25 protein-coding genes are annotated in these 25,412 nt (G+C 63.4%); 11 read left to right on the forward strand and 14 right to left on the reverse strand.

Annotated features, from left to right (window positions below; translation table 11 throughout):
• Window positions 1-5: 5 nt before the first annotated feature.
• On the reverse strand, window positions 6-1,004 hold the full coding sequence (locus EJ079_RS13205; protein WP_127809191.1) for a DUF2125 domain-containing protein: 999 nt from the start codon (window positions 1,002-1,004) through the stop codon (window positions 6-8).
• 142 nt (window positions 1,005-1,146) lie between these two features.
• Here EJ079_RS13205 and EJ079_RS13210 point away from each other — a divergent pair, with 142 nt between their 5' ends.
• The 3 genes from EJ079_RS13210 to EJ079_RS13220 all read left to right on the forward strand — a co-directional run bounded on the left by EJ079_RS13210 (window position 1,147) and on the right by EJ079_RS13220 (window position 3,454).
• On the forward strand, window positions 1,147-1,668 hold the full coding sequence (locus EJ079_RS13210) for a gamma-glutamylcyclotransferase (protein WP_127318398.1): 522 nt from the start codon (window positions 1,147-1,149) through the stop codon (window positions 1,666-1,668).
• Between the two features lie 120 nt (window positions 1,669-1,788).
• Window positions 1,789-2,736 (forward strand): aldo/keto reductase, encoded by a 948-nt coding sequence (locus EJ079_RS13215; RefSeq protein WP_127809192.1) that lies wholly within the window; start codon window positions 1,789-1,791, stop codon window positions 2,734-2,736.
• Between the two features lie 91 nt (window positions 2,737-2,827).
• Window positions 2,828-3,454 carry a LysE family translocator gene (locus tag EJ079_RS13220; RefSeq protein WP_127809193.1) on the forward strand — a complete coding sequence of 209 codons (627 nt, stop codon included), beginning with the start codon at window positions 2,828-2,830 and terminating at the stop codon, window positions 3,452-3,454.
• A 25-nt stretch (window positions 3,455-3,479) separates the two neighbouring features.
• Here EJ079_RS13220 and EJ079_RS13225 read toward each other — a convergent pair whose 3' ends face one another.
• Window positions 3,480-4,280 carry a 1-acyl-sn-glycerol-3-phosphate acyltransferase gene (locus tag EJ079_RS13225; protein WP_127809194.1) on the reverse strand — a complete coding sequence of 267 codons (801 nt, stop codon included), beginning with the start codon at window positions 4,278-4,280 and terminating at the stop codon, window positions 3,480-3,482.
• A gap of 124 nt (window positions 4,281-4,404) precedes the next feature.
• The gene (locus EJ079_RS13230) at window positions 4,405-5,307 is read right to left on the reverse strand and encodes a LysR family transcriptional regulator (RefSeq protein ID WP_127809195.1); all 903 of its coding nucleotides are present in this window, start codon (window positions 5,305-5,307) and stop codon (window positions 4,405-4,407) included.
• A 117-nt stretch (window positions 5,308-5,424) separates the two neighbouring features.
• Here EJ079_RS13230 and EJ079_RS13235 point away from each other — a divergent pair, with 117 nt between their 5' ends.
• Both EJ079_RS13235 and EJ079_RS13240 read left to right on the forward strand, forming a co-directional pair.
• Entirely contained in the window at window positions 5,425-5,895 is a 471-nt protein-coding gene (locus tag EJ079_RS13235) for a DUF1348 family protein (RefSeq protein ID WP_127809196.1), read from the forward strand.
• 24 nt (window positions 5,896-5,919) lie between these two features.
• On the forward strand, window positions 5,920-6,552 hold the full coding sequence (locus EJ079_RS13240; RefSeq protein ID WP_127809197.1) for a pyridoxamine 5'-phosphate oxidase family protein: 633 nt from the start codon (window positions 5,920-5,922) through the stop codon (window positions 6,550-6,552).
• On the opposite strand, the gene EJ079_RS13245 is transcribed toward EJ079_RS13240, so the two are convergent.
• From EJ079_RS13245 to ftsE, 3 genes are all read right to left on the reverse strand, one after another.
• On the reverse strand, window positions 6,553-7,278 hold the full coding sequence (locus EJ079_RS13245; protein WP_127809198.1) for a YdcF family protein: 726 nt from the start codon (window positions 7,276-7,278) through the stop codon (window positions 6,553-6,555). It lies immediately after the preceding gene.
• 133 nt (window positions 7,279-7,411) lie between these two features.
• The gene (locus tag EJ079_RS13250; RefSeq protein WP_127809199.1) at window positions 7,412-8,407 is read right to left on the reverse strand and encodes an ABC transporter permease; all 996 of its coding nucleotides are present in this window, start codon (window positions 8,405-8,407) and stop codon (window positions 7,412-7,414) included.
• Window positions 8,400-9,059, reverse strand: coding sequence for a cell division ATP-binding protein FtsE (gene ftsE, locus EJ079_RS13255; RefSeq protein ID WP_010911739.1), 660 nt, complete (start codon window positions 9,057-9,059; stop codon window positions 8,400-8,402). The genes EJ079_RS13250 and ftsE overlap by 8 nt, the downstream gene beginning before the upstream one ends.
• Before the next feature lie 192 nt (window positions 9,060-9,251).
• On the opposite strand from ftsE, the gene EJ079_RS13260 reads away from it, so the two are divergent.
• The 3 genes from EJ079_RS13260 to EJ079_RS13270 all read left to right on the forward strand — a co-directional run bounded on the left by EJ079_RS13260 (window position 9,252) and on the right by EJ079_RS13270 (window position 11,032).
• Window positions 9,252-9,896, forward strand: a complete 645-nt coding sequence (locus tag EJ079_RS13260; protein ID WP_127271081.1) for a hypothetical protein — start codon at window positions 9,252-9,254, stop codon at window positions 9,894-9,896.
• A gap of 23 nt (window positions 9,897-9,919) precedes the next feature.
• Window positions 9,920-10,462 (forward strand): hypoxanthine phosphoribosyltransferase, encoded by a 543-nt coding sequence (hpt, locus tag EJ079_RS13265; RefSeq protein WP_127809200.1) that lies wholly within the window; start codon window positions 9,920-9,922, stop codon window positions 10,460-10,462.
• Between the two features lie 198 nt (window positions 10,463-10,660).
• Complete coding sequence (locus tag EJ079_RS13270; RefSeq protein WP_027038124.1) at window positions 10,661-11,032, forward strand: response regulator; 372 nt, start codon at window positions 10,661-10,663, stop codon at window positions 11,030-11,032.
• Here the strand turns inward: EJ079_RS13270 and EJ079_RS13275 are convergent, their stop codons facing one another.
• Window positions 11,033-11,980, reverse strand: coding sequence for a DMT family transporter (locus EJ079_RS13275; protein ID WP_164762775.1), 948 nt, complete (start codon window positions 11,978-11,980; stop codon window positions 11,033-11,035). It lies immediately after the preceding gene.
• Between the two features lie 223 nt (window positions 11,981-12,203).
• Between EJ079_RS13275 and EJ079_RS13280 the strand changes: the two genes are divergently transcribed.
• Window positions 12,204-13,085, forward strand: coding sequence for a LysR family transcriptional regulator (locus EJ079_RS13280; protein ID WP_127269182.1), 882 nt, complete (start codon window positions 12,204-12,206; stop codon window positions 13,083-13,085).
• On the opposite strand, the gene EJ079_RS13285 is transcribed toward EJ079_RS13280, so the two are convergent.
• The 6 genes from EJ079_RS13285 to argH form a co-directional block, all read right to left on the reverse strand.
• Window positions 13,064-13,435, reverse strand: a complete 372-nt coding sequence (locus tag EJ079_RS13285) for a glyoxalase superfamily protein (RefSeq protein WP_127269183.1) — start codon at window positions 13,433-13,435, stop codon at window positions 13,064-13,066. The genes EJ079_RS13280 and EJ079_RS13285 overlap by 22 nt on opposite strands.
• A 111-nt stretch (window positions 13,436-13,546) precedes the next feature.
• Window positions 13,547-16,135: a TIGR02302 family protein gene (locus EJ079_RS13290; RefSeq protein WP_127809201.1), complete on the reverse strand. Its 2,589-nt coding sequence runs from the start codon at window positions 16,133-16,135 to the stop codon at window positions 13,547-13,549.
• A gap of 254 nt (window positions 16,136-16,389) precedes the next feature.
• Window positions 16,390-17,331 carry a threonine/serine dehydratase gene (locus tag EJ079_RS13295; protein ID WP_127809202.1) on the reverse strand — a complete coding sequence of 314 codons (942 nt, stop codon included), beginning with the start codon at window positions 17,329-17,331 and terminating at the stop codon, window positions 16,390-16,392.
• 40 nt (window positions 17,332-17,371) lie between these two features.
• Complete coding sequence (gene lysA, locus EJ079_RS13300) at window positions 17,372-18,640, reverse strand: diaminopimelate decarboxylase (RefSeq protein ID WP_127380008.1); 1,269 nt, start codon at window positions 18,638-18,640, stop codon at window positions 17,372-17,374.
• 63 nt (window positions 18,641-18,703) lie between these two features.
• On the reverse strand, window positions 18,704-18,910 hold the full coding sequence (locus tag EJ079_RS13305) for a lipoprotein (protein ID WP_023811112.1): 207 nt from the start codon (window positions 18,908-18,910) through the stop codon (window positions 18,704-18,706).
• A 118-nt stretch (window positions 18,911-19,028) separates the two neighbouring features.
• The gene (gene argH, locus EJ079_RS13310; RefSeq protein WP_127408624.1) at window positions 19,029-20,429 is read right to left on the reverse strand and encodes an argininosuccinate lyase; all 1,401 of its coding nucleotides are present in this window, start codon (window positions 20,427-20,429) and stop codon (window positions 19,029-19,031) included.
• A 35-nt stretch (window positions 20,430-20,464) separates the two neighbouring features.
• On the opposite strand from argH, the gene EJ079_RS13315 reads away from it, so the two are divergent.
• Window positions 20,465-21,154, forward strand: a complete 690-nt coding sequence (locus tag EJ079_RS13315; RefSeq protein WP_127395970.1) for a TlpA disulfide reductase family protein — start codon at window positions 20,465-20,467, stop codon at window positions 21,152-21,154.
• A 1-nt stretch (window position 21,155) separates the two neighbouring features.
• On the opposite strand, the gene EJ079_RS13320 is transcribed toward EJ079_RS13315, so the two are convergent.
• Window positions 21,156-23,588 (reverse strand): EAL domain-containing protein, encoded by a 2,433-nt coding sequence (locus EJ079_RS13320; protein WP_127809203.1) that lies wholly within the window; start codon window positions 23,586-23,588, stop codon window positions 21,156-21,158.
• 360 nt (window positions 23,589-23,948) lie between these two features.
• On the opposite strand from EJ079_RS13320, the gene ugpB reads away from it, so the two are divergent.
• Complete coding sequence (ugpB, locus tag EJ079_RS13325) at window positions 23,949-25,259, forward strand: sn-glycerol-3-phosphate ABC transporter substrate-binding protein UgpB (RefSeq protein WP_127809204.1); 1,311 nt, start codon at window positions 23,949-23,951, stop codon at window positions 25,257-25,259.
• The last annotated feature ends 153 nt before the right edge of the window (window positions 25,260-25,412 follow it).

Consider the following 25,412-nt stretch of genomic DNA (forward strand, 5'->3'; position numbering starts at 1 on the left):
TTGAGCTATTCGACCGGCTTGATCTTGCCCAGCGGAATGAAGCCGAGCGAGGCCTTGCCCCTGACCACCTTCAGCGGCATCGACGGTTCGTTGCCGAGCACCGCCAGGGCAGAAAAACCCTGCTCGATCTGGCTTTTCTGCTCGGGTATGGCGGCGCCGAGGATGGCCGCCACCGCCTTCGGGTCCTTCAGCCTGATCATCAGGTCGGCGTTGACCAGGCCCTCGGCATCGACCGAGAGCGGTCCCGAAACGGTAATGCGCGCCGTGCCCGACGACAGGTCAAGGTTGCGGATTTCGATCGCCTGGCCACGAAGGCTCTTCACCTGCGTGCCGATCAGTGCGACGCCGTTCTTCAATGTCACATCGCCGCTGGCATCGAGCGCCGGAAGCACGCGCCCTCCAATTGCGTCGGGGTCGATCTCGAGATCGCCGAAACTGCCGAGATAGTCGATATCCTCGCCGTTGGGCTGCAGCTGACCCGATGCCTTGCCGGCGCTAAACAGTTGCACCGGATCGGTGTCGTCGGCCGGATCGGTCTGGCCGGACAGGCCCTCCGCCTCCAGCGAGATCCGCTGCGGCAGCGGCCACCACAATTTGAAATTGGCCTGCAGATTGTCCCAGTCGATCCACAGCGGCACCATGTCCGGAACGGCGGTCCTGAGCGGGCCGCGCAGATTGGCAACCGGCGACAGAGGCTGGATGATCTGGGCGGCCGCGTTGAAACTGCCGGCTGAAGCCGCAATGTTCCTGGCATCGTCCTCATAGGCGAGGTTGTCGCAGGAGACGGTAAAGCTCAAGGGATAGCCGCTGACCTGGAGATTGGCACAGCCGGCCTCGACGCCATTCTTGTTGAGCGTGGCAACCGCCTTGTCGGCCTCGCTCCTGACGCGGTCGGCCAGATAAAACCAGCCGCCGCTGTAAAGGGCGAACAGCACGACGATGAACGCTGCAAGCCAGAACAGGCGGCGACGGTTACTTGGCTGGCGTTCGTCACTTGACGTCATGCTTTGGCTCTCGTTAACGCATGGGTGTTGCGGACGGGTGGTCGATTCCGCCAGGCAGACAGACGAATAGTTAGACGGGACGGGCGGAAAAAACACCGGTCCGGGTGCGGTGTTGGCATCTTTTGCAATCAGGCGCGGCGATATGGGCGATTTTTGGGTGTTTGGCTATGGCTCGCTGATCTGGCGGCCGGGATTCGCGCATGTCGAAACACAGCGTGCCCGCCTGCATGGCTACCGGCGCTCGCTCTGCGTCTATTCCTTCGTGCATCGCGGAACGCGCGAGCGGCCGGGGCTGGTGCTCGGCCTCGACCGTGGCGGGTCCTGCGTCGGCCTCGCATTCCGCGTCCCCGGCGACTTGCGCGACGAGGTCATGGCCTATCTTCGCGAGCGCGAACTGGTCACCAATGTCTATCTGGAGCGCATGCTCAAGATTCGCCTCGACGGGGGCGATACGGTCGACGCCGTGGTCTACATTGTGGACCGCCAGCACGAGCAATATGCCGGAGCGCTCGATGTGGCGGATGCGGCGGCCGTGGTGCGCGGCGCGGTCGGCCAGTCCGGCAACAACGAGGACTATGTGCTGAGCACGCTGGAGCATCTCGAGGCATTGGGCATAAGCGACCACTGGCTGGAGGATGTCGCCAGCCAGGTCGCGCCTTTGTGAAGCTGGCTCTGCGGAAAATGGCGGCCAGGCCTTTGACCTCGTTCAGGCAAGACCTAGGTTAGGCTCCGACCCTCAGCCCGCGGCGCCCTTTGCCCGCCGCAATCATCCCGGAGATCCGCCTTGCAGAAACGTCGTCTCGGTCGCACCGACCTGTCCATCGCGCCGCTGGTTCTGGGCGGCAATGTCTTCGGCTGGACCGCCGACGAGAAAACCTCGTTCGACCTGCTCGACCGCTTCGTCGGCGCCGGCCTCAACGCCATCGATACGGCGGATGCCTATTCGCGCTGGGTTCCCGGCCACAAAGGCGGTGAATCGGAAACCATCATCGGCAAATGGATGAAAGACCGTGGCAATCGCGACAAGGTCGTGGTGATCACCAAGGTCGGTTCGGATATGGGGCAGGGGCACAAGGACCTGTCCGCCGCATACATCGAAAAGGCCGTCGACGCATCGCTGAAGCGGCTGCAGACCGAAGTCATCGACCTCTATCTGTCGCACTGGCCGGACCCTGCAACGCCCTATGAAGAAACGCTTGGCGCCTACGAGAAGCTGCTCGCCAAGGGCAAAATCCGCTATGCCGGCTGTTCGAATCTCGACGCCGGCCAGTTGCGTGCCGCACTCGATGTGGCGAGCTTGCGCAGTCTGCCGCGCTACGAGGTGCTGCAGCCGGAATACAATCTCTACGATCGCTCGTCCTTCGATGGGCCGTTGCGCGATCTGTGCGTGGCCGAGGACATCGGCGTCATCACCTATTTCAGCCTGGCCAAGGGTTTTCTCAGCGGCAAATACCGCAGCGAGGCCGATCTCGGTCAAAGCCCGCGTGGCGGCGGGGTGAAGGACTATCTCAATGCGCGCGGCATGCGCATCCTTGCGGCACTCGACGCGGTTTCATCAAGGCATTCGGCCAAGCAGGCGGAAGTCGCGCTTGCCTGGGTGATTGCGCGGCCGGGTGTCACCGCGCCGATCGCCAGCGCCACCAAGCCTGAACAGATGGACAGCCTGATCAGGGCGGCGTCGCTGAAACTGACCGCCGCCGACATGGCCGAACTCGACAAAGCGAGCGGCTGAAGCTTCAGGCGCCGCGCCTCGCACGAACGTCCAAGACGCCCCTCTGGTCCTGCCATACTGTCTCTTCGCGCAAGGCAGGACAGAGGAGAAAATGACTGAGCCGCTTCTTTCGCAGCCGGATCTTTGGGGGCAACTTCTCGCGCTCGTGCTTGCCGCCCTGGTGATCATGGGCAGCCCGGGTCCGGCAACGATAAGCGTTACCGCCGTTGGGACCGCCTTCGGTTTGCGCCACTCGCTGGGCTATGCCTGGGGGATCATCCTGGGCACGATCGCCGTGCTTCTGGTTGTCGCGACCGGGGTCGTGGCGGTGCTCACCGCGACGCCGAAGCTGGCGCCGTTGCTGGCTTTCGCCTCGGCGGCCTACATCCTCTATCTCGCCTTCAAGATCGCCACGGCGCCGCCCATGGCAGCACGCGGCGCGGAGGCTTCGTGTCCAACATGGCTGGCTGGATTCCTTCTCGCGGTCGCCAATCCGAAGGCCTATGTGGCAATCGCCGCCGTGTTCGCCGGTGCTTCGCCCAAACAGGGTAACACTGAGCTTGGTCCATGGCTGAAGCTGATGGCTCTCGCGCTGATGATCGTCGCCATCCATGCTCTGTGGCTTGTCTTGGGAGTGGCATTCGCGCGCTTCCTGCGCCGGCCGGCGGCCTCGCGGATCGTCAACCTGGTCTTTGCCGCGACGCTGGTGTTGACCACCGCGCTGGCCGTTTTCGGCTGAGAACTGCCGGCAGGAGACTTCCGGTTCAGGCTTTGTGTCTTGCGGCGTTGTCCAGCTCTTGCAGTCTTTTCACCGCTGTCGGCGGCAAGGCAGGCGGATTCGGGCCCCGCGCGGCATCAATCAGGAACTGGTCGCAGGCAGCCTCGGTCTCGCCGATCAGCCGGGCCATGAATTCGTCCTTGCTCAGTCCCGGTGGGATCGGCGGCAGGAAGCGCGCCTTCACGGTGCCGGGGTAGCGCAGAAATTTTCGACGCGGCCAATAGAGACCGGCGACATGGGCAACCGGCACCACCGGAACGCCAAGTTGCGCATAGATTTCGACGATGCCGTATTTGTAGGCCGGCTCGTCGCCCGGCGCGCGTCTTGTCCCTTCGGGGTAGATGATGAGCTGGCGAGGATTGCGCGCCATCTCCGCCTTGGTCGCGGCGACCACGGCCTTCAGCGCTTTCGAACGGCTGCCGCGATGAACCGGAATCATGCGCATCTTCATGATGTACCAGCCGAAGAACGGGATCCAGGTGAGCTCGCGCTTCAGGATGTAGAGAGGGTCGTGAAGATAGGGAAAGAAGGCGATCGCATCCCAGAACGACTGGTGTTTGGGGGCCAGGATGAAGGAGCCTTCGGGCAGGTTTTCCCGGCCGGTGATCTCGCTCTTCGTTCCGGCGATCTTGTCGTAAAGCCACATCGAGGTGCGCGACCAGAATTTCGGCACGAACCAGGCGCGGTGCCGGGGCGACAGGAAATAGTACGGGGTCCAGAGGATCATCTGGACGATCAGGTTGACGTAAAAGACGAAATTGAACGTCAGCGATCTGATGTAGAGCATTGGGGGGGAGCCCGGTGAGGAGGTGAGCGTTGGTTACACCAAGCGCGGGAAAAAAGGAAATGGCCGCAGGGCGCTTTGGTTGGCAACGAAGAACGGTCGCCAATGGGAGATTGGCCTGGTTCCGCTACATCAGCTGTGCCAGCCGCTCCTTCAGGCGCGGGGCGGCAAAATCGAGGAATGCGCGCAGCTTGACCGGCAGCAGGCCGTGGCCCGCATGCACCAGGCTTACCGGCCATGACTTTGGCTCGAACTCCTGCAGCAGGATGCGCAGCGTGCCGGACCGCAGCGCGGCTTCGATCTGGTAGGAAAGCACGCGTGTCAGCCCGACGCCGGCAATCGCGGCATCGATGGCCGCTTCGGCGGTGTTGACCTGAAGCCGCGAGCGGACCCGAACCGGGATTTCGGCCTTGCCCCTGATGAAGCTCCAACTGGCGGCGGAGGCAAGTCCCTCGAAGGTGATGCAATCGTGTGTTTCCAGATCCTCCGGGGCCGTTGGCGTGCCGTGTTCGGCCAGATAGGCCGGGCTGGCGCAAACGACGCGGCGGATCGCGCCGACGCCGATGGCGACCAGGCTCGAATCGGGTAACTGGCCGATGCGGATGGCGAGATCGAAATGGTCCTCGACCAGCTGGGTTATGCGGTCGGCCAATGTCAGGCGGATGTCCACGTCGGGATAGGCGGCGAGAAAGCCGGTGACGACCGGCAGCACGTGCAGACGGCCAAAGACGACCGGCGCGGTGATGGCCAGTTCGCCGGTCGGAGCACTGTATTCGCCGGCTGCCGTGCGTTCGGCCTCGCCGACGTCGTCGAGGATGCGGCGGCAGGCGGCAATATAGGTCTGGCCGGCATCGGTCGGTGTTAGCCGTCGCGTCGAGCGATTCAGGAGGCGTGTGTTCAGATGGCGCTCGAGATCGGAAATCTTGCGGCTGACCGTCGCCAGCGGAATGCCGAAACGGCGGCTGGCTGCTGAAAGGCTGCCGGCCTCCACCGCGGCGACAAAGAGCGACATGGCTTCGAGACGATCCATAGCTTCTTCCGGAAAATGGAAGGACGGGTTACGAATATGTCATCTGCATTTGAATGATGGAAGGCTCTATATTGTGTCTGTCAGCCTGCCCGCAGCATGGCCCACAAAGGAGTTGCCATGTCCGAAGCCCGCCCGCCGATGCCGCCGTTTACCGCCGAGACATCAGCACAGAAGGCGCGCATGGCCGAGGATGCCTGGAATTCACGCGATCCGGCGCGGGTTGCGCTCGCCTATACCAAGGACAGCCGCTGGCGCAACCGCGCCGAATTCCTGCAAGGCCGCGACGCCATCCAGGCCTTCCTGACGCGAAAATGGAGTCGCGAGCTCGACTACCGGCTGATCAAGGAGGTCTGGGCCTTCCACGGCAACCGCATCGCCGTGCGTTTCGCTTACGAATGGCGCGACGACAGCGGTTCATGGTTCCGCAGCTACGGCAACGAGAACTGGGAATTCGATGAACACGGGCTGATGCGCCTGCGCATCGCCAGCATCAACGACCTGCCGATCGGCGAGGCCGATCGTAAGTATCACTGGCCGCTCGGCCGGCGACCGGACGACCACCCGACGCTGTCGGAGCTCGGACTTTAGCATCTTGCCGCAAGGAAGCTTTCAATGAACGCGCATGCTTTCACCAGCGACGTCGCCTTCACGCCGACCGTCAAGGCGATCCAGGCCCGCAAGGGCTCACGTCAGTCCTATGCCCGCGTCGAGGAGCGTGGCGGCTGGCAGGCCGGCATCACCCCGGACCTTGCCGCCTTCATCGAAATGCAGACCAGCGTCTTCCTGTCGACCGCCAACAGCGAGGGGCAGCCCTATGTCCAGCATCGCGGCGGGCCGGCCGGCTTCCTCAAGGTGCTGGATGAACATACGATCGGCTTCGCGGATTTTTCCGGCAACCGGCAGTTCATCACGCAGGGCAATCTGGCCGACAATCCAAGGGCGTTCCTGTTCCTGATCGACTATATGCACCGCCAGCGCATCAAGATCTGGGGCACGGCGCGGGTCGTCGAGAGTGACGCCGAACTGATGGCGAAACTGATGCCGCAAGACTACAAGGCGCGCCCCGAGCAAGTCATCCTGTTCACCGTCTCGGCCTGGGATGCCAATTGTCCGCAGCACATCCCGCAACGGTTCGAGGCGGCCGACGTGGCGGCGGCACTCGGCGAGCGGGACAAGCGGATCGAGCGCCTTGAACAGGAGATCGCACGGCTCAGGGGAGATTCGGGCGCGGCCGCAGCGGAATAATCAGCCGCCGGCCGCGGTTTCGGCCAATGCGATGCCGTTGGGCGTCGGCTTGACCGGCACGATGCCGCGCGCCAGCGCCAGCAAATACTTGTTGTATTCGGTGAACAGCACGCGCAATGCCCGCGGCTTGGTCAGCCAGCCGCCATTGTCGAGGTTGGAATTGACCACCGGATAGGGCTCGAGCTTGGCGCCATGCAGCAGCCTGCCCATTTCCAGCAGGCTGCGCGGCATATGATAATTGTTGGTGACAAGGATCACCGTGCCATAGGCGTGGCTCTCGACCCATTTGGCGCTTTCCTCCGCATTGCCGATCGTATCGAGCGCGGCGCGGTCGATGTCGACGCAGCAGGAGAACAGCTTCTTGTCGCCGCCGGTCGCCGCCTGCAACTGGCGGCGGCTGGCCGAAGGATGGACGCCGCTGATCAGCAGCCGCTCGCCCTTGCCGGACGCCAGCAGATCCATCGCCGCATCGAGGCGGGACTGGCCGCCGGTCAGCACGATGATCGCGTCCGCCTTGGCCGGATTGGCAGGCGTGGTCAGGTGACTGACCTTATTGGCGAACCAGCCGAAGCCGCCGGCAAACAATGTTGCGAGGATGAGGACAGAGAGAGCGGACAGACGCAACGCGGCTCTTAGACGGCTCACAGCGGAGCGGTCATGCGAACGGGCAACCACCACTGGCATCTGCCCAGCCGTACCGGTCGAATCCCGCGCGTCCATCGCCATATGGTTAATCCTGAAATGCGGCTTTGGGTAGGTAAAAGACGCACTTTGCGTTACGTGAATTCTCCATCCGTGATCACCCTGTCCTATCTATGTCGTTGTCCCAAAACCGGTTCCCACTTTTGGGCGACATGAATTAGCCTGCATCCGGCTGGCGGACATCGATGTCGCTGAGATAGGCAACGACGGTGGCGTGGGACGTGGCAGCCGTCAGTCCGCCGATCACCAGCACCATCAACACGACACCGAGATAGCCTGCCGAACCGATGGCGAAATTGCCGAACAGGGCGGTCGCCTGGTCGGCCTGCGGCGTCGCGATATTGCGCGACGACCACCAGGAAAAGACGATGAAGACGAGCACTGCCGCGGCACCGCCAGCCGCCGCTCCCTTCATGCCGGTGACCAGGAAATGCCGGCGGAATTCGCGCGCGATGAAGCGTGCTTCGGCGCCGACGAAATGCAGTACTTCGATGATGTGACCGTTGCCGGCCATGGCGCCGCGCGTCGCGAACACCACGGTCAGCACGGTCGCCGACAGCATCAATGCCAGCACGGCAATGCCGATGGTCACCGTGGTGCGGGCCATCGCTACCAGCCGGTCGACCCAGGTGCGGTGATCATCGAGCGATGCGCTCGGCAGTTTCGGCGTGATCGCGGCGCGCATGGCAGCGAAATCGGGCGGGCTGTTCTCGTCGATGGTGACGATGATCAGGCGCGGCACGGGTAATTCATCGATGTTGAGCCCCGAGCCCAGCCAGGGCTCAAGGAGCCTCGCGGTCGCCTCGCGGTCGATGATCCGGGTCGTCTTGACGCCAGGGAATTCACCGGCGATCTGGGAGGCCTGGGTAAGGGCTGCTTCCATGTCGAGGCCGTCGACCGGCTTGATCTGGATGGTCGCCTCGCGTGAAATCTGGTTCTCCCAGACGGACGCTGTGTCGCGCACCAGCGTCACCGCGCCGAAAGTCAGGCAGGACAGGAAGGTCATGATGGCGATGACCAGGACCAGTGCCCGGCCGGCGATGTTCTGCGCCGGCACGATCGGCGCCATCCTGCGCTGGGCGCGGGGCTTTGCCTCGGTCGCCTCGGCGTCCTGCTCCCGTTCCACAAAATGTTCGGCGGACAGTTCAGTCATAGATGTCCAGCCTTCCGCCGGCCAGGATCATGCGGCGCGCGTCGACCTGTTCCATCAGGCCAAGGTCGTGGGTGGCGATCACCACCGCGGTGCCGAGCCGGTTGAGCTCGATGAACAGCCGCAGCAGGCGTCGCGCCAGCGGCGGATCGACATTGCCGGTCGGTTCGTCGGCGAGCAGGATTTCCGGCTGCTCGATCAGCGCCCGCGCGATCGCCGCGCGCTGCTTCTCGCCGCCGGACAGAACCGGCGGCAGCACGTGCATGCGCTCGCCCAGCCCGACCCACTTCAACAGTTCGGTGACATCGGTGCGGTAGCTCGCCTCCTCGCGCCCGCGCACGCGCAGCGGCAGCGCGACGTTCTCGTAGGTGGTCATGTGGTCGAGCAGGCGAAAATCCTGGAACACCACGCCGATGCGGCGGCGCAGATGCGGCAATTCGGTGCGCGAGATGCGCGAACGGTCCTTGCCAAAGATGGTGATCAGCCCGCGCGTCGGCTTCAGCGACATGAACAGCAAGCGCAGCAAGGTCGTCTTGCCGGCGCCCGAAGGCCCGCTGAGGAACTGGAAGGAGCGCTCCGGGATGTGCAGGGAGATGTCGCGGAGGATTTCCGGACCCATGCCATAGCGGAGGCCGACATTTTCGAAACGAATCAATTTCGACGACCTGAATTTCGGCACGGCGGCGAGCCGGCCTGTTCTGGGTAAAGACCATCGGCCGGCATGGTTAACCGGCGGTTAATTTCTGGGCTCTTTCGGCTCGTCACGAGGGCTCCGGTGGGGAAGCGTTAACCATTTGTGTTTACGCAAAAGAAACGAAAAGCGAACACGTGCTGCAATGCTGGGGCCATGATGGCTGACGATCGAACCGCGCGCCCGGTTTCCGGCGAAATCATGACCGATCCGGCGGCAATTGCCGCAGCGGACCGGTTCATGCGTGGTTCGGCCGCCGACATCGTCGATGCCGACTACGTGGTGATGCCGCGCCTTGCGCCTGCCGTGGAGAGCGTTTCGCCGCTGCCGCGCGCGATCGTCATGCCACCCGTCGCGGGCATGGACATGCTGCGCAAGCCCGAGGCCCCGCCGGAGCGGCTACCAGCCTCGCGCGGCGGGCCGATCTTCTGGGTCGCTGGCATCGGCGCTGCCTTGGCCGCGTTCTGGGTCTCCGGCGGGCACGCGCTGGTGCGCCAGGCGCCGTTCCTGTCCAGCGCGCAGGCGTCGGCGCTCAGCATTTCGGGCGTCACGTCACGCGTCGACGCTACCGGGCCGAACGCCGCACTGTTCGTCGATGGCGAGGCCGTCAATGATGGTGCGAAACCGACGGAGTTGCCGCCGCTCGAAATCCGGGTGACCGGCAATGACGGGCAGACTACCCGCTATACGTTGGGGACATCCGGCCGTTCGCTGGCGTCTGGCGAAAGATTCGGCTTTGCCAGCCGGCTCGACGTGCCTAGAAACGGTGTGAAGACCGTGTCGGTCACTTTCGCCGAATAGGCGATCACCGGGGAAGACCATCAATGCCCATCGTACGCGGCAAGGACATCGAGGTTCTGTTTTCAGCATCGGCGATCGCGCGGCGCAATCTCGAGCTCGCCAAGGAGATTGCCGGACACGACTATCACGATCTGCTGGTGATCTCGGTGCTGAAGGGCTCGTTTATCTTCGCCGCCGATCTTATCCGGGCCATGCACGATGTCGGCCTGTCGCCGGAGGTCGAATTCATCTTCATCTCCAGCTATGGCGCCGGCACCAGCAGCGGCGAGGTGAGGGTGCTGCGCGACATCGACAATGAGGTCGCCGGCCGCGACGTGCTGCTGATCGACGACATTCTCGAATCGGGCAAGACGCTGAGCTTTACCCGCGAGCTGATGTTGTCGCGGGGCGCCAAGAGCTGTTCGATCGCCGTGCTGCTCGACAAGCGCATGCGCCGCCAGACCGAGCTCAATGCCGATCATGTCGGCTTCGACTGCCCCGACTATTTCGTCGTCGGCTACGGCATGGATGTAGCCCATGCTTTTCGCGAGTTGCCGTTTGTCGGTGTCGTCAAAGGGGATGTCTGAGCGGCATCAAAAAGGTTTGCTGATGCTTAGAGCGGTTCGCCGCTTCACGAAAACGCCGAACCGCTCTAGTTTTTTGTTTTGACGCAATTCCCAAGGGAAAGCGCTATGCGCTTTTCCCGGAAAACCGTCTCACACTTTTCCTGAATTGCTCGGGGGCTTTCAGGAAAAGTCAACTTTTGGCGGCCAAATATGCCGGCCATGGCAAAGCTTCTGATCGTCGAGGACGATGAGTCCGTCCGCACCCTGGCCGCCCGCGCGCTTGAACGCGCCGGGCACACAATCGATATCGCGGCGGACGGCGCGCAGGGACTTTCGCTGATCCAGGCGGCGCGTGGCGGCTACGATCTCGTCGTCTCCGATATCCGCATGCCGGAGATGGACGGCATCGAGATGGCGATCGCGGCTGCTGCATTGTTTCCGTCGATCAAGATCGTGCTGATGACCGGCTATGCCGACCAGCGCGAGCGCGCCGAGGAATTGAACGGCATCATCCTCGATGTCGTGCAGAAGCCCTTCACGCTGGCCGAAATCCGTTCGCGAGTCGAGCGGGCGCTGATCTGCTTCGCCTGATCAGGCTGGGTCGGCGGCAGCGAGCACGGGTGGAACATTCTTGCGCCGTTCGGTGTTGAGCGCCAGCAGACCGGCGCCGATAATCAAGGCAGCACCGATCACCGTGGTCGACCGCGGCACCTCGGCGAAGAACAGGAAACCCCACAGCGGCGACCACAGGATGCCGGTGTATTCGAAGGTGGCAACGCGGTTGGCCGGCGCCATCCGGTAGGCCTGCGACAGCAGGATCATGCCGGCGGAGGCGACGAAACCGCAGGCCGCCATCTTGAGAAAATCCGGCAGCGTTGGCCAAATCCATGGCCGTACCAGGAATTCCAGGCTCGGGTGAACGGCGTGTGTGATGCCGGCCAGGTGAAACGCCCCGGCAACCACGGCGGCGCCGACCAGATAGGCGCCGTTCTGATAGAAGGCCATGACGGTGGACGATTCAGTATCGCCGATCTTGCGGGCCATCAGCTGCGAAAAACCATAGAGCGCCGCCGAGCCCAGCGACAGCAGCGCTGCCCAGTCGAACAGCCCTGCGCCGGGGCGCAGCATCACGAGGACGCCGAACAAGCCGATCAGCACGGTTGCCAGTGTCTGCCAGGAGACGCGCTCGCCAAGGTAAGGTCCGGCCAGCACCATGATGAACAGCGGCGCCATGAAATAAAGCGCCACCGCATCGGCGAGCGGCAAAGCAGCGATGGCCAGGTAGTACATCGTATAGGAGGTGAACTGGATGAAGGCGCGCACCGTCAGCATGCCGAATCGCTTCGACAGGATCGCCCGCAAGCCGACATCGGCATGGACCAGAACGATCAGGATCGGCAGGGCGACGATCGAGCGGATCGCCATCACCTCGGTCACCGGATAACCGCTCGACACGGCTTTGACGAGCGGATCCTGCAGCGAAAAGACCAGCACGCCGAGGCACAGGCTCAGGATGCCGCCCACCATCCGATTCTGCATCTGCATCCAGGCTCCTGCGCGTACGACCCGAAGCTGCCGCCTGCGGGGGTAAAAAGAACCCGCCACCGTTTCGGGCAGCGGGCACGAGTGAGGACTCTTGATTGGTCCGCGGCTGATTTCGCAGCCGCATATCCAATGGGTATAGCGACTATCGTCCGCCATTTGACATGTTGCAAACGAATTGGAATGATACCAGCAATCAAATTCTCTTATGGCGGATTCCATGCGGCCGACCCTCGACAGCGACCTCCTGCGAACCTTCGTGGCGATTGCCGAGACCGGCAATTTCACCAAGGCGGCGGAGCAGGCCGGCCGCACCCAATCCGCGGTGTCAATGCAGATGAAGAAGCTCGAAGAGCTGATCGGCGCCAGCCTGTTCGAGCGCGGTTCGCGCGGCGTCGCGTTGACGCGGCGCGGCGGCGAACTCATCGTCAACGCCCGCCGCATTGTCTCGCTGCTCGACGAGACGTCGGCATCGATGGCGGCAGCGCCGCTTGGCGGGCCGGTGCGCATCGGCATTCCGGAGGAATATGGCCACGCCATCCTGTCGCGCGCGCTCGGCGCCTTCTCGAAGCGTCATACACAGGTCGAGGTCACCGTGCGCTATGCCCATTCCGGGGCACAGATGGCGGCGCTCGCTGCCGGCGAACTCGATCTGTGCGTGGTGTTCGAATGGCAGGATCCCGCCGGCGGCGAAGTGCTGATGCACGACCCGACCGTGTGGGTGACGTCGACCCTGCATCACATGCATGAGGAACAGCCGGTGCCGATCGCGCTCTACAACCGGGCCGGCTGGTGCAAGGACTTCGCCATCAAATCACTGGAGCAGCGCGATCTTGCCTATCGTGTCGCCTATACCAGCGACACCACCGGCGGCCTCAAGCTCGCCGTCACTTCCGGACTGGCGATCGCGCCGATTTCGCGCAGCAACATTCCGGACGGCTGTCGTGAACTGACCACCGCGGACGGATTCGGCGCCATCGATTCCTCCAACGTGGTGATGCACCGCAACCCCAATGCGTCAGGTGAGGCGATCGACGGCATGCAGGATGCGATCCGCGAAGCCTTCGTCAACAGGCTCAGTCAGCCGGCGGCATCCTCGTAGAAATGCAGCCTGTTGCCGAACGGATCGGCGACCGACACCTCGCGGGTCTTCCAAGGCGTATCTTCCACGCCCGGCCTGGCGAAGCGATAGTTTTTGCCGATCAGTTCGCCATGAAGAGCGGTGATGTCCTCGACCTCGATGCGCAGGGCGATGCCGGGTGCACCGTCGCCATGATGTTCGCTGAGATGCAGAACGCAGCCGTCGCGGCCGACCGCCATGTAAAGCGGCGCGTCGTCGGCGAAGCGATGTTCCCACTGCACCTCGAAGCCGAGGAAGCCGACATAGAATTCACGCGCCTTGGCAATGTCGAAGATGCGCAGGATGGGTGTGACAGCGCCAAGTCTGGGCATGGTGGTGCACCCGTGCGAGAGGTTTTCAGGTGGGATGGACGCGGGCGGCAATCCCTTTGTTTTTTCGCAATTCCGGACGGAAAACCGCTTCACAATTTTCCTGGAATTGCTCTATTTCAGCTCGAGCAGCCGTTCCAGATAGCTGCGTTCGATGTCGGGGCTGAGCGCATTGCCGAGCCGTTTGCGGATCGCTTCCAGAATCTGACGGGCGCGCTGCACGTCGATCTCGTCGGGCACCTTCACCGAATCGCCGAAATCGGGACCCTGGCTGGCGCGTGGCCGGCCGAGCGGATCACGATCGGCGTTCTGCTGGCGGCCGCCTTCCTCGCCGCCGCCCTGGTCGCCCTGCATGGCCTGCATCTGCTTCATCATGTCCTTGGCGCCCTTGCGCAGCGCTTCCAGCGCCCGGCCCTGATGACCGACGGCCGCATCGCCTTCGCCCTCGCCGAGTGCCTGTTCGGCATTGCCCATGGACTTGCCGGCCTCGCCAAATCCTTCATTGGGCTCCATACCCATGCCTTCGAGGCCCTTCTTCAGCTGATCCAGGTCGCTTTGCAGCTGGCCCTGGCCCTGCTGCAGCTGTTTCAGCGCATCGGCGAATTCCTGGGGTGTCATCGGCTTTTGCCGGGCGAGCGGATCGCGGTCTTCGCCGACGCCGGGTCTGTCCTCATCCTGGCCGCCTTCGCCGAGCTGCTCGTCACGGTTCTGCCCGCGCTGGCGCTCGCCGCGTTGCATCTGATCCATGCGGAAGGTGTCGTTCATCATCTCCTGCTGACGCCGCAGGATCTCACCCAGCTTGTCCATCTGCTGGCGCATCTCGCTGTCCTGCTGGCCGCCTTGCTGCTGACGGCCGGCTTGCAGATTGTTCATCATGTCCTGCAGTTGCGACAGCAGTTGCTGGGCCTTGTCGCGATCTCCGGACTTCGCCAGGTTTTCGATCTGGTCCATCATGCGATCGATGTCGCTCTGGCGCAATTCCTGGCCGTTCTGCTGCATCTGCGGGGCGTTGGGATTCTGCTTGGCGCGCTCCGCGAATTCCTGCAGGAACTGGTTCATCGCCTCGCGCAGTTCCTTCATCGCCTTTTCGATTTCAGCGTCGCTGGCGCCATTCTTGATGGCGTCCTGCAGCGCCTGTTGCGCCTGGCGCAACCGCTTTTCGGCGGCCGATAGATTGCCTTCCTCGATGCCGAGCGCGATTTCCCAGAGATAGGAGACCTCGCTGCGCAATTGATCGTCGCTCTCGGCCATCTTCAGCCGGGTGCGGGCGCTCATGATGGCGAGATAGTGAGACATGTTGTCGAACGTGTCTTCCGGCCGAAGTGTGATGGCGTCCATCAGGTCGAGCACGCGCGGCTTGGCGTTGGCGTCGAGCGCCAGCAGGCGGCGCTGTTCGATCACGGCGCGTGCCAGCGGATTGGCGAAAGGCCGCTCCGGCATCAGCAGCGTCTTGGTTTCGCTCGATGCGGTGTGCCCGGCATCATCGGTGGCGACCAGCGTCAGCTTGATGCTGCTGCCGGCCCAGACATGCTCGGTCAGGTCCTTGGAGGTCTTGGCGGCGTTCGACTTGCCGCCGCGGCGCGGCAGCGTCAGCGGCATTTCAGGTGCACCGTACAGCGGGCGCGCATTGGGCGCCTGCGGATCGGCGAGCGCGAACACCGCTTTGGCGGTGGCGGCGCCATAGTCGTCGTCGATCTGGTAGTTTAGCTCGAAGGCGCCGTTTGCGGCGCGCTTGGGCTCGCCGACGAAGCGGATCTGCGGCGGCTTGTCCGATATGACCGCGAAGGCCCAGCGGCCGAGCTGGTCCTCGCCCGACGTCAGCGTCAGCGTGCCGTCGCCGGTCAGCTTGCTGGTGAACTGGCGCACCTTGGACGGCGGCGCCGGGCTTGCAGCCGGCTTGGCGGCGGCCTGCGGCGCAGCGGGGTCGATGACGCGGGCGTTGCCATTCTTGTCGGCATAGCCGAGCGTTTCCTCGCCTGAGCCGCCCGTCACGCGCAGCGAAACGTCACTGCCTTCGGGAACCGTAAAGGTCGGGATCGCCTGGTTGGCGTCGGCGGTCAGGAAGATCGGCGGCTTGCCGGTATAGGCCGGTGGCGTCACCCATGCATCGATGCGCGGCGGCACGATATCGCGCGCGCCATGGGCAGTGAAGCCGTCGCTGATCCTGCCGCCCGTCGGCCCGAAGGAGAAGGCGAAGGCGGTAACGAGCAAAAGGGCCGCCACCGCGCGCAGCCCCCAGGGGTCGCGCTCCGGCACGCGCGTGCGCGGCAGGTCGGCGCCAAGGTTGTCGAGCTTTCCAGCCATACGCTTCTGGTGTTCGCGCCACAGCGCCTGCGAGAAGCTGCTTTCCCGGCCGCTGGGCCGGTCGGTCTGCACCAGCACCGGGCTGTGCAACAGTTGATTGGCGGCCTCTATGCGGCGGTCGATTTCGGCGGCGCCCGGCAGGCGGAAGAAGCGCAGCGGATAGAGCGCGGCCAGTGCCGCTATGGCAAAAGCAGCGACCAGGCCGACGCGCGCCATATCCGGCAGCCGGGAGAACAGCCCCAGCCAGGAGATGCTGAGGAACAGGCTGGCGACGATGACGAGCGGAAGCAGCAACGGCCAGCCGCGCTCGACCATCATCGAGACCCGCGTCGCCAACCGGCTCAAGGCCAGGCGTCCGGCCAGGCCGCGATCGCTGCTGAAGGTGGGTCGTTGCGTCATCGGCCCTTCCTTGAGCCTATCCCGAAAACCGGGATGCGGCCCTATCCCTTTGAGCATGATCTGTTCCGAAAGGGATTTCACTTTTCGGGATCATGCTGTGGAGCGGGCAGGATAGCCCGACGCCTCACGACTCAAAGAATACCAGCAAACACGGCAAAGGCGAGGCAGTTCGGAAAAACGTGAAGTGGACCGTTATAGTTCCATCCTGCATACCCTTTAGAAGGCTGCAGGCCCTTTAGAAGGCAGCAGGCCCTTTAGAAGGTAGCGGGGTCCGCATTCGCTCCGCAGACCAGTACGGCGACCCGTTCGCCCGCCGCCGGCGCATAGCGGCCCGACAGGACCGCGGCAAAGGCGGCGGCGCCACCCGGCTCGGAGATGATGCGGGCCCGGTTCCACAGCGCCTTCTGCGCGGCGATGATGTCGTCGTCGCTGACCAGGATCGAGCGTTCGACAAAGGCTTCGGCAATCGGGAACATCATTTCGCCGACGCGCTTTGGCGCCAGTGAATCGGCGGCGATGCCCTCGGCCGGTGCGTCGACGGGGTGTCCGGCCTCGAAGGCGCGATGCAGCGTCGGTGCTCCTTCCGGCTCGACGGCGATAATGCGGATGCGGCCGGCAAACCAGGCAGCGATGCCGCCGATCAGGCCGCCGCCGCCGACAGCGACCAGCAGCATGTCGATCCGAGGCAAATCGCTCTCGATTTCGAGCCCGAGCGTGCCCTGGCCGACGAGCGTTTCCTCCTGGATGAAGGCATGGATCTGCAAGGCGCCGGTCTCCTCGGCGAACCGTTCGCTGGCCGCCAGCGCCTCGGCGTAGCGGGCGCCGCCGACGATCAGTTCGGCGCCGTAGGAGCGGATTCGCTCCAGTTTGGCTGGCGGGCTCACTTCGGGAACGAAGATGGTCGCCTTGTGGCCGAGCCGCATGGCGGCATAGGCGACGGCCGCGCCATGGTTGCCGCCCGATGCTGCGACGACACCGGCCTCGGGAACCGGACGCTCCAAGAGATTGGTGAAGGCGCCGCGCGCCTTGAACGAGCCGGAATGCTGCAGGCATTCGAGCTTCAGGTCGACGGCCAGCGGCGGCTGGTCGAAGTCGGCCATGTCGACGCGCAGCACCGGCGTGTGCCTGATATAGGGGCGGATGCGCGGTTCCATCGCGGCAATGCGCTCGCGTGTGACGGTGATGCCGTTCGTCATGACTTGCTCCCTATGACGGGTAGGTGTGTTTCCGGCGCTTCTATGCAAGCCAGTCGGGCATGGAATCCAGCCCGATCAGGTCGTCATAGGTCGGGCGTGGGCGCACGACGTGGAACCGGTCGCCGTCGACCAGCACCTCCGGCACCAGCAGGCGGGTGTTGTAGGTGCCGGCCTGCACCGCGCCATAGGCGCCGGCGGTGGAGACGGCAATCAGGTCGCCGGCCTTCAGCCTGGGCAGATCGCGGTCCAGGCCGATATAGTCGCCGGTCTCGCAGACCGGGCCTACCACGTCGACCATCATGCGCGGCGTGTCGGCCGGCGGCTGCACGACCGGACGGATGTCGTGGAAGGCGTCGTAGAGCGTCGGCCGGATGAGATCGTTCATGGCGGCATCAACGACGAGGAAGTTCTTGGCGTCGCCTTCCTTCACGAAGATCACTTCCGAGACGAGGATGCCGGCATTGCCCGATATCAGCCGGCCAGGCTCGAACATCACCTTCAGCCCGAGCTTGGTGACATGCTTCCTGACGATCTGGGCATAGGCGTCGGGCAGCGGCGGCGGGTTGTTGTCGATGCGGTAGGGAATGCCGAGCCCGCCGCCGACATCGATATGCTCGATGGCATGGCCGTCCGCCCGCAGCGCGCCGACGAGATCGACAAGCAGGGCGAAGGCATCGTCGAAGGGCTGCAGCTCGGTGATCTGGCTGCCGATATGGGTATCGATGCCGGTGATCCTGATGCCGGGAAGCTTTGCCGCGCGGGCATAAACCTGCCGCGCCCGCTGCCACGGGATGCCGAACTTGTTCTCGGCCTTGCCGGTGGAGATCTTCTTGTGGGTCTTGGCGTCGACGTCGGGATTGATGCGCAGCGAGATCGACGCCACCTTGCCAAGGGCGGTGGCTCGCGCCGACAACAGCTCGAGTTCAGGCTCGGATTCGACGTTGAAGCAAAGGATGCCGGCAGCAAGGGCAAAGTCCATTTCGCGCGCGGTCTTGCCGACGCCCGAAAACAGGATCTTGCCGGCCGGAATGCCGGCGGCGAGCGCCCGGCGCAATTCACCTTCCGAAACCACGTCGGCGCCGGCGCCGAGCTTGGCCAGCGTCCGCAGGACGGCCTGGTTGGAATTGGCCTTCATGGCGTAGCAGACCAGCGCGTCCAGCCCTGCAAAGGACTGGGCAAACACCCGGTAGTGCCTGGTCAGGGTCGCCGTCGAATAGCAGTAGAATGGCGTGCCGATCTGTGCGGCGATGTCGGGGATCGCCACGTCCTCGGCATGGAGCACGCCGTCGCGGTAGTCGAAATGGTTCACGAGAGTGGTTCCGGAAGTTGGGGCGCGATGAGATCGGGTTGAAAGGCCCGGCTCTCGTCGGCTCTAGATCAGCGGGTCGAGGATGAATTTCTTGTCCTTGACCGGTTTTTCCGGCTCCGGCGGCACGGGCTGGTGGGCCTTTGAGGCATCCTTGCGCGCCTGCACGGCCGCCTCATAGGGCGTGTCGAGAGCGCCCCTCCTGCCGCAGGCCGAAACGGCCGCGATCGCAACCAGCAGCGTCAGCGTCACCAAAATCCTGCTTCCGGTCATCGATCCATCCGTCCGAAACGTTTGTCAGCCGCCGCTTTTAGCCGAGTTCTCGGCGCATTGCACCCCGAGATATTGCCCGTCGCAATATCCGGGATATTACTGCTCGCAATATCCGGCATTACGCTTTCGCCAGTCGCTTTTTCCAGGCACGGATCTGCTTCCTCACTTCCGACGGCGCCGTGCCGCCGAAACTGGTGCGGCTCTTGACCGAGTTCTGCACCGCCAGCACCGAAAATATGTCGGCCGTGATGCCGGAATTGATCGACTGCAAATCCTCCAGTGAAAGCTTCTCCAGCCCCACCTTCCTGTCTTCGGCCAGCGCCACCGCCCGGCCGGTGACATGATGCGCCTCGCGGAACGGCAGGCCGAGCGTGCGCACCAGCCAGTCGGCAAGGTCGGTTGCTGTCGCGTGGCCGGAGCCGGCGGCCTTCTTCATTGCGGCAGCGTTGACCGTCATGTCCGAGACCATGCCGGTCATCGCCGCCAGCATCAGGTCGAGCGTCTCGGCGGCGTCGAACACCGATTCCTTGTCTTCCTGCATATCCTTGCCATAGGTCAAAGGCATGCCCTTCATCACCGTCAGCAGGCCGACCAGATGACCGGTGACGCGGCCGGTCTTGCCGCGCACCAGTTCGGCGGCATCGGGGTTCTTCTTCTGCGGCATGATGGAGGAGCCGGTGGAAAACGAGTCCGACAGCCTGACGAAGCCGAACTGCGGCGTCGACCAGATGATGATCTCTTCGGCCAGCCGTGACAGATGCGTGGCGCAGATCGCCGCCACGCCGAGGAACTCGAGCGCGAAATCGCGATCCGAGACGCTGTCGAGCGAATTGCGCATCGGCTCGCGGAAGCCGAGCGCCTTGGCGGTCCGGTGACGGTCGATCGGGAAGCTGGTGCCGGCGAGGGCCGCGGCACCGAGCGGGCTTTCATCCATCCGCTCGATCGCATCGCGCACGCGCGACAGGTCGCGCGAAAACATCTCGACATAGGCCATGCAGTGATGGCCGAAGGTCACCGGCTGGGCCGCCTGCATATGGGTAAAGCCCGGCATCACGGTCGCGGCATGCTCCTCGGCCCGCTCCAGCAGCGCCTCGATCAGCCCTTTCAACGCCTCGGCGACGCGAAAGCATTCATCCTTGACCCACAGCCGCAAATCGACCGCGACTTGATCATTGCGCGAGCGGGCGGTGTGCAGCCGGCCGGCCGCCGGGCCGATCAGATCGGCGAGGCGCGCCTCGATGTTCATGTGGATGTCTTCGAGCCGTGTCGAAAACTCGAAGCTGCCGGCCTCGATCTCTTTCAGGATCGTGTTCAGCCCGTCAGCGATTTTTTCTTGGTCGGCCGCCGAAATAATGCCCGTTTGCGCCAGCATCTCGCTATGGGCGATCGAGCCTTTGATGTCCTGCGCATAGAGTTTGCGGTCGAAGGAGATAGACGCGTTGATCGCTTCCATGATCGCGGCCGGACCCGAGGCAAAACGTCCGCCCCACATCTGGTTGCTGGTTTTCTTGTCGCTCATGGCTATAACCCGTGCTTCGGAGCAGTTTTGAGAAAATGGCAGACGGTAGTAGATTCTTCCCGGCCCCGCGCCTGATCCTCGCCGCCTTGGTGGCGGGCGCGCTGGCGGGCGCGGTCGCGGTATATGTCAGCGAGAGCCGGTCTGGCAACAATGCACCGGCACAAGCTGCCGTGGGTGACAGCAGGGACGACGTGACTTGCGCGGCCAAGAGCGACCGCGCCAAGAAAGTCGCGGCGTCGGCCACCGGTGAGGTTGCGGCACTTTTGCCGGCCGATCCGCCTCAATCCATGAAGAGCCTTGCCTTCAATGGTCCGGACGGCAAGCCGATGACGCTTGCCGATCATGCCGGCAAGACGGTGCTGCTCAATCTGTGGGCGACATGGTGCGCGCCGTGCCGTGCCGAAATGCCGGCGCTCGATGCGCTGCAGAAGGAAAAGGGCAGCGACTCCTTTGAAGTGGTCGCCGTCAACGTCGATGCCGGCGACGATGTGAAGCCGAAGAAGTTCCTCAGCGATACCGGCGTCGCGACGCTCGGCTATTACCGGGATTCGACGATGACGCTGTTCAACGACCTCAAGAAGCGCGGCTTGGCGCTAGGCCTTCCCGTCACCATGCTGATCGACGGCGAGGGCTGCCTGATCGCCCACATGAACGGCCCGGCCGAATGGTCGGGGCCGGACGCCAGGCGGCTGGTCGAGACGGCACTCAAGCCCGAGAGCCTGTAGTCTAGCGTGTGGCTAGCGCGGGTGCGGGCGCGAAGGCCAGAACGCTTCTGTCGCGCAGGCTGGCGGGTTTGCTGCCGACAGCGGGTGCGACGACGCCGGTCAGATCGCCGAATTCCTCGATGAGAGCCGGCTTGCCGATATAGTAGCCCTGGCCGATCTCGCAGGCTTCGGCGTCCAGGAACTTCAGTTCGCCGAGCGTCTCGACACCCTCCGCCAGAACCGGCAGGCCGAGCCCGCGTCCAAGTCCCAGGACGGCGCGCACGATCGCCGCGACCTGGCCGTTCTTGTCGACGGACTTGATGAATGAGCCATCGATCTTGATCTTGTCGAAGGGAAAGGCGCGAAGGTTGGAGAGCGAGGAATAGCCGGTTCCAAAATCGTCCATGGCGACGCGCACGCCTAGCGCCTTGACCTGCCGCAAGGTGGCCAATGCCCGCGGCATGTCCTTGACAAGCGCCGTCTCGGTGATCTCAAGCTCGAGCCTGCCGGGCGCCAGGCCGGAATTCAGCAAGGTTTCGTGGACCTCGCGGCTGAAATTCGTGTTGTGGAGCTGCACCGCCGAAACGTTGACGGCCACCGTCAGCGGATTTTCCCAGCGGGCGGCTTCCTCGCAGGCGGCCGTCAGCACCCATTCGCCAATCTGGCCAATGGCGCCGCTGTCTTCGGCGACCGGGATGAATATGCTCGGCGAGACGTCGCCGCGCGTCGGATGCCGCCAGCGGACCAGGGCTTCGAAGCCGACCATCTTTCCGCTGCTGATCTCTTTCTGCGGCTGGTAGACGAGGTAGAACTCCTGGCGTGCGACCGCCTGGCGCAGTTCGTGCTCCATCACGCGCTTGTCGCGGGCCTCGGCCCCCATCGAAGCTTCGAAATAGCGGTAGGTGTCCTTGCCTTCGGTCTTGGCCCGGTAGAGCGCCGTATCGGCGTGGCTTATCAGGCTGGCCTGGTTTTCGGCATCCGATGGATACAGCGCAATGCCGATGCTTGCCGACACAAGGCCGCCGCCGACAGAAAGCCGGTTTTCCTCGCGCATGGCGGTCAGCACGGTGTTGGCGATACGGCCCGCCTCCAACGGGTCGGTCAGGTTCGGCGCGATGATGGCGAACTCATCGCCGCCCAGCCGCGCCACCATCTGTCCTTGGCGAAGAATGCCGGTAACGCAGTGCGCAACCTTCTGCAGCATGGCGTCGCCCGCGCCGTGCCCATACAGGTCGTTGACCTCCTTGAACCGGTCGAGATCGAGCAGCAGAAGCGCAAGCTGGCCGCCTTTCCTGGTCCGGCCTATCGCAGCAATTTCCGTCTCCAGCCGGCCGGAAAAGCTGCGGCGATTGGCCAGTCCGGTCAATGGATCGAAATGGGCAAGCCGCAGGATCTCCTGTTCCGCCTTCTTGCGCTCGCGAATGTCGCGGACCGCAACCACGTTGTGAGGCTTGCCACAATAGTCGATGCTCCTGGCGATCAGCTCGACAGGAATGCTCGTGCCATCGCGGCCGCTCAATTCGGCCTCCTGCGGCTGTTCGCCGAAGCCCGACATATCGGATCCGAAGAGATCGCCAAGCTGCATTCCGTTCAGCGTCGCTGTTGCGATGCCCGTCAATGTCGCCATGCTGTCATTGGCACTGATGATGCGGTGGCCGTCGCAGACGATCAGCCCCTCCACGGCGGCATTGGCCAGACCGTGCATGCGGTCTACCTCGAGCTTCTGGCGACGGAAGCGCAAATCGATCCACAGCGCCGATGCCGACAGAACCAGGATCACCAGTGTGGCGGCGGCGGCCGCAAAAGCCTGCGAGGTCGGCTCGATCGTGTATTCGGATATGACGATCGAGGGATCGGGGAAGATCGAGACGGCACCCATACCGATGAAATGCAAGGTGCAGATCGCCAGCGTCAGCAGCACCGCGCCGCCGGATGTCGCCTTCAAGGAGGGACGGCGCTGCACGACACGCAGCGCCAGCGCCGCGAGCGTTACGCCGGCCAGAAGGGAAACGGCGACAAGCAACAGGTTCCACTCGATGCGGCCCTGAACCTCGAACGCCGCCATACCGATGTAGTGCATGGCCGCGATACCGCCGCCCAGCACGGCGCCGCCGACGAGATGATAGTCGAACTCATTCCGCGAGGTGGCGATCCACATGCCGGCTGCCGTCAGAGTGACCGAAGCAGCGAGCGAAAGCACGGAAAGTGCGGGATCGTAAGCACTGGGTATGCCCGGTGTGAATGCGAGCATGGCGATGAAGTGCGTTGCCCAGATGCCGAAGCCGGTCGAAGTGGCCGCGATCATCAGCCAGGCAAGCCGGTTCCGATCGGTGGAGCGGCTTATGTGATGAAGCAGGTTGACGGCAGAGAAACAGGAAATTCCGCAGATCAGCGCGGCGAGTGCGACCAGTCTCAGATCGTGTTCGTTGACGATACAATTGTAGACCGTCAGCATTTTATTTCACCTGATCTTTGGAAATAAACAGGGCAGCAGGATTGAGTAGCGCTTTGCCGTTGAGGGATCGATAAAGTCGCCTGCAACCTTGGCGTGTCTCTTCGGGTTGCAGCGGCTGCAATCAAGGCTGCCACCCCGAAAGCTAGCTTGGCAGTTCCGACGGCAGTTCCTGGCGCTCGTCGTCTCGCTAAGCCGGCTAGCCGTGTGGCTTTCCATGCGTCCAAGCGGAGGCGAGGGTGGCGTTGGGTAAAGGGCGAAGTTCGTCGATCTGCAACAAAACCGTTGTCTGATTGTCACGAGCGACACATATTGCCTTTGCGGGAGTGCCCCCTTTCGCCAATGACAAACGGGAGATGAAACATGAAGTCCTTCGGCTTCGCGGCCGGTGTTGCCGCTACCTTTATGATGCTTTCCTCAACCTCCGCTTTTGCTGTCACGCAGATCAGTTGGTGGCACGCCATGACTGGCGCCAATGCCGAAGTTGTCGACAAGATCTCCAAAGATTTCAATGCCAGCCAGAGCGACTATGAACTTGTTCCGGTGTTCAAAGGCACGTATCCCGAGACGCTGAATGCCGGCATCGCCGCCTACCGTGCCGGCCAGGCGCCCGACATTATGCAGGTGTTCGACGTCGGCACCGGCGTGATGATGGCAGCCGAAGGCGCAATCAAGCCGGCAGCCGATGTGTTGACCAGCGCTGGAATGACCTTCGACAAGAGCCAGTATCTGCCAGGCATAGTCGGCTATTATTCGAAGCCGGACGGCACCATGCTCTCCTTCCCCTACAACTCCTCCTCGCCGATCCTTTATTACAACAAGGATATCTTCAAGAAGGCTGGTCTCGACGTCGACAGCCCGCCCAAGACCTGGAACGAGGTGTGGGAAGACGCCAAGAAGATCAAGGCGAGCGGCGCGGCCGCCTGCGGCTACACCTCGACCTGGCTGACCTGGATCCATCTGGAGAATTTCGCGGCCTGGAATGACGTGTCATGGGCCACCCAGCAGAACGGTCTGGCCGGCGGCGATGTCGAGCTCAAGATCAATGCGCCGATTTTCGTCAACCACTTCCAGGCGCTGGCGGACCTCGCCAAGGACGGCACTTTCAAATATGGCGGCCGCACCTCCGAAGCCAAGCAGATCTTCCTCGCCGGCGAATGCGGGATCATGACCGAATCCTCCGGCGGCCTTGGCGATATCGTCAAGTCCGGCATGAATTACGGCATCGGCCAATTGCCCCATGACAGCGACGCCAAGGGCGCACCGCAGAACACGACGCCGGGTGGCGCCAGCCTGTGGGTTTTCGCTGATAAATCCGACGAGGAATACAAGGGCGTCGCGGCCTTCTTCGCCTACCTGTCGAAGACCGAGGTGCAAGAATACCTGCACCAGAAGTCGGGTTATCTGCCGGTAACGCTTGCCGCCTATGAAGCGACCAAGAAGTCCGGTTTCTATGACAAGAACGTCGGTCGCGAGACCCCGATCCTGCAGATGACGGGTAAGGCGCCAACCGACAATTCCAAGGGCGTACGTCTGCCGAACCTGCCGCAGGTGCGCGATATCCAGAACGAGGAGTTCGAAAAGATGCTCGCCGGCCAGCAAACCGCGCAGCAGGCGCTCGACAATGCGGTTACGCGTGGCAATGCGGCGATCAAGGAAGCGCTGGGGAATTAGAGCGAGCGCAGGTCCTTGCTCTACGGCGCATCCACCTGTCCTGCCAGGCATCTCCCCTCGGCGAGGGGAGTTTTGCCGTCGCTTGCGATTTCGCCAACGGTCGATGAAGCCCAATCCGAAACGCTCATCAAAGCCATCTTGGCGAAGAGGTAT

It is taken from the genome of Mesorhizobium sp. M7A.F.Ce.TU.012.03.2.1, assembly GCF_004006095.1.
Lineage (GTDB): Bacteria > Pseudomonadota > Alphaproteobacteria > Rhizobiales > Rhizobiaceae > Mesorhizobium.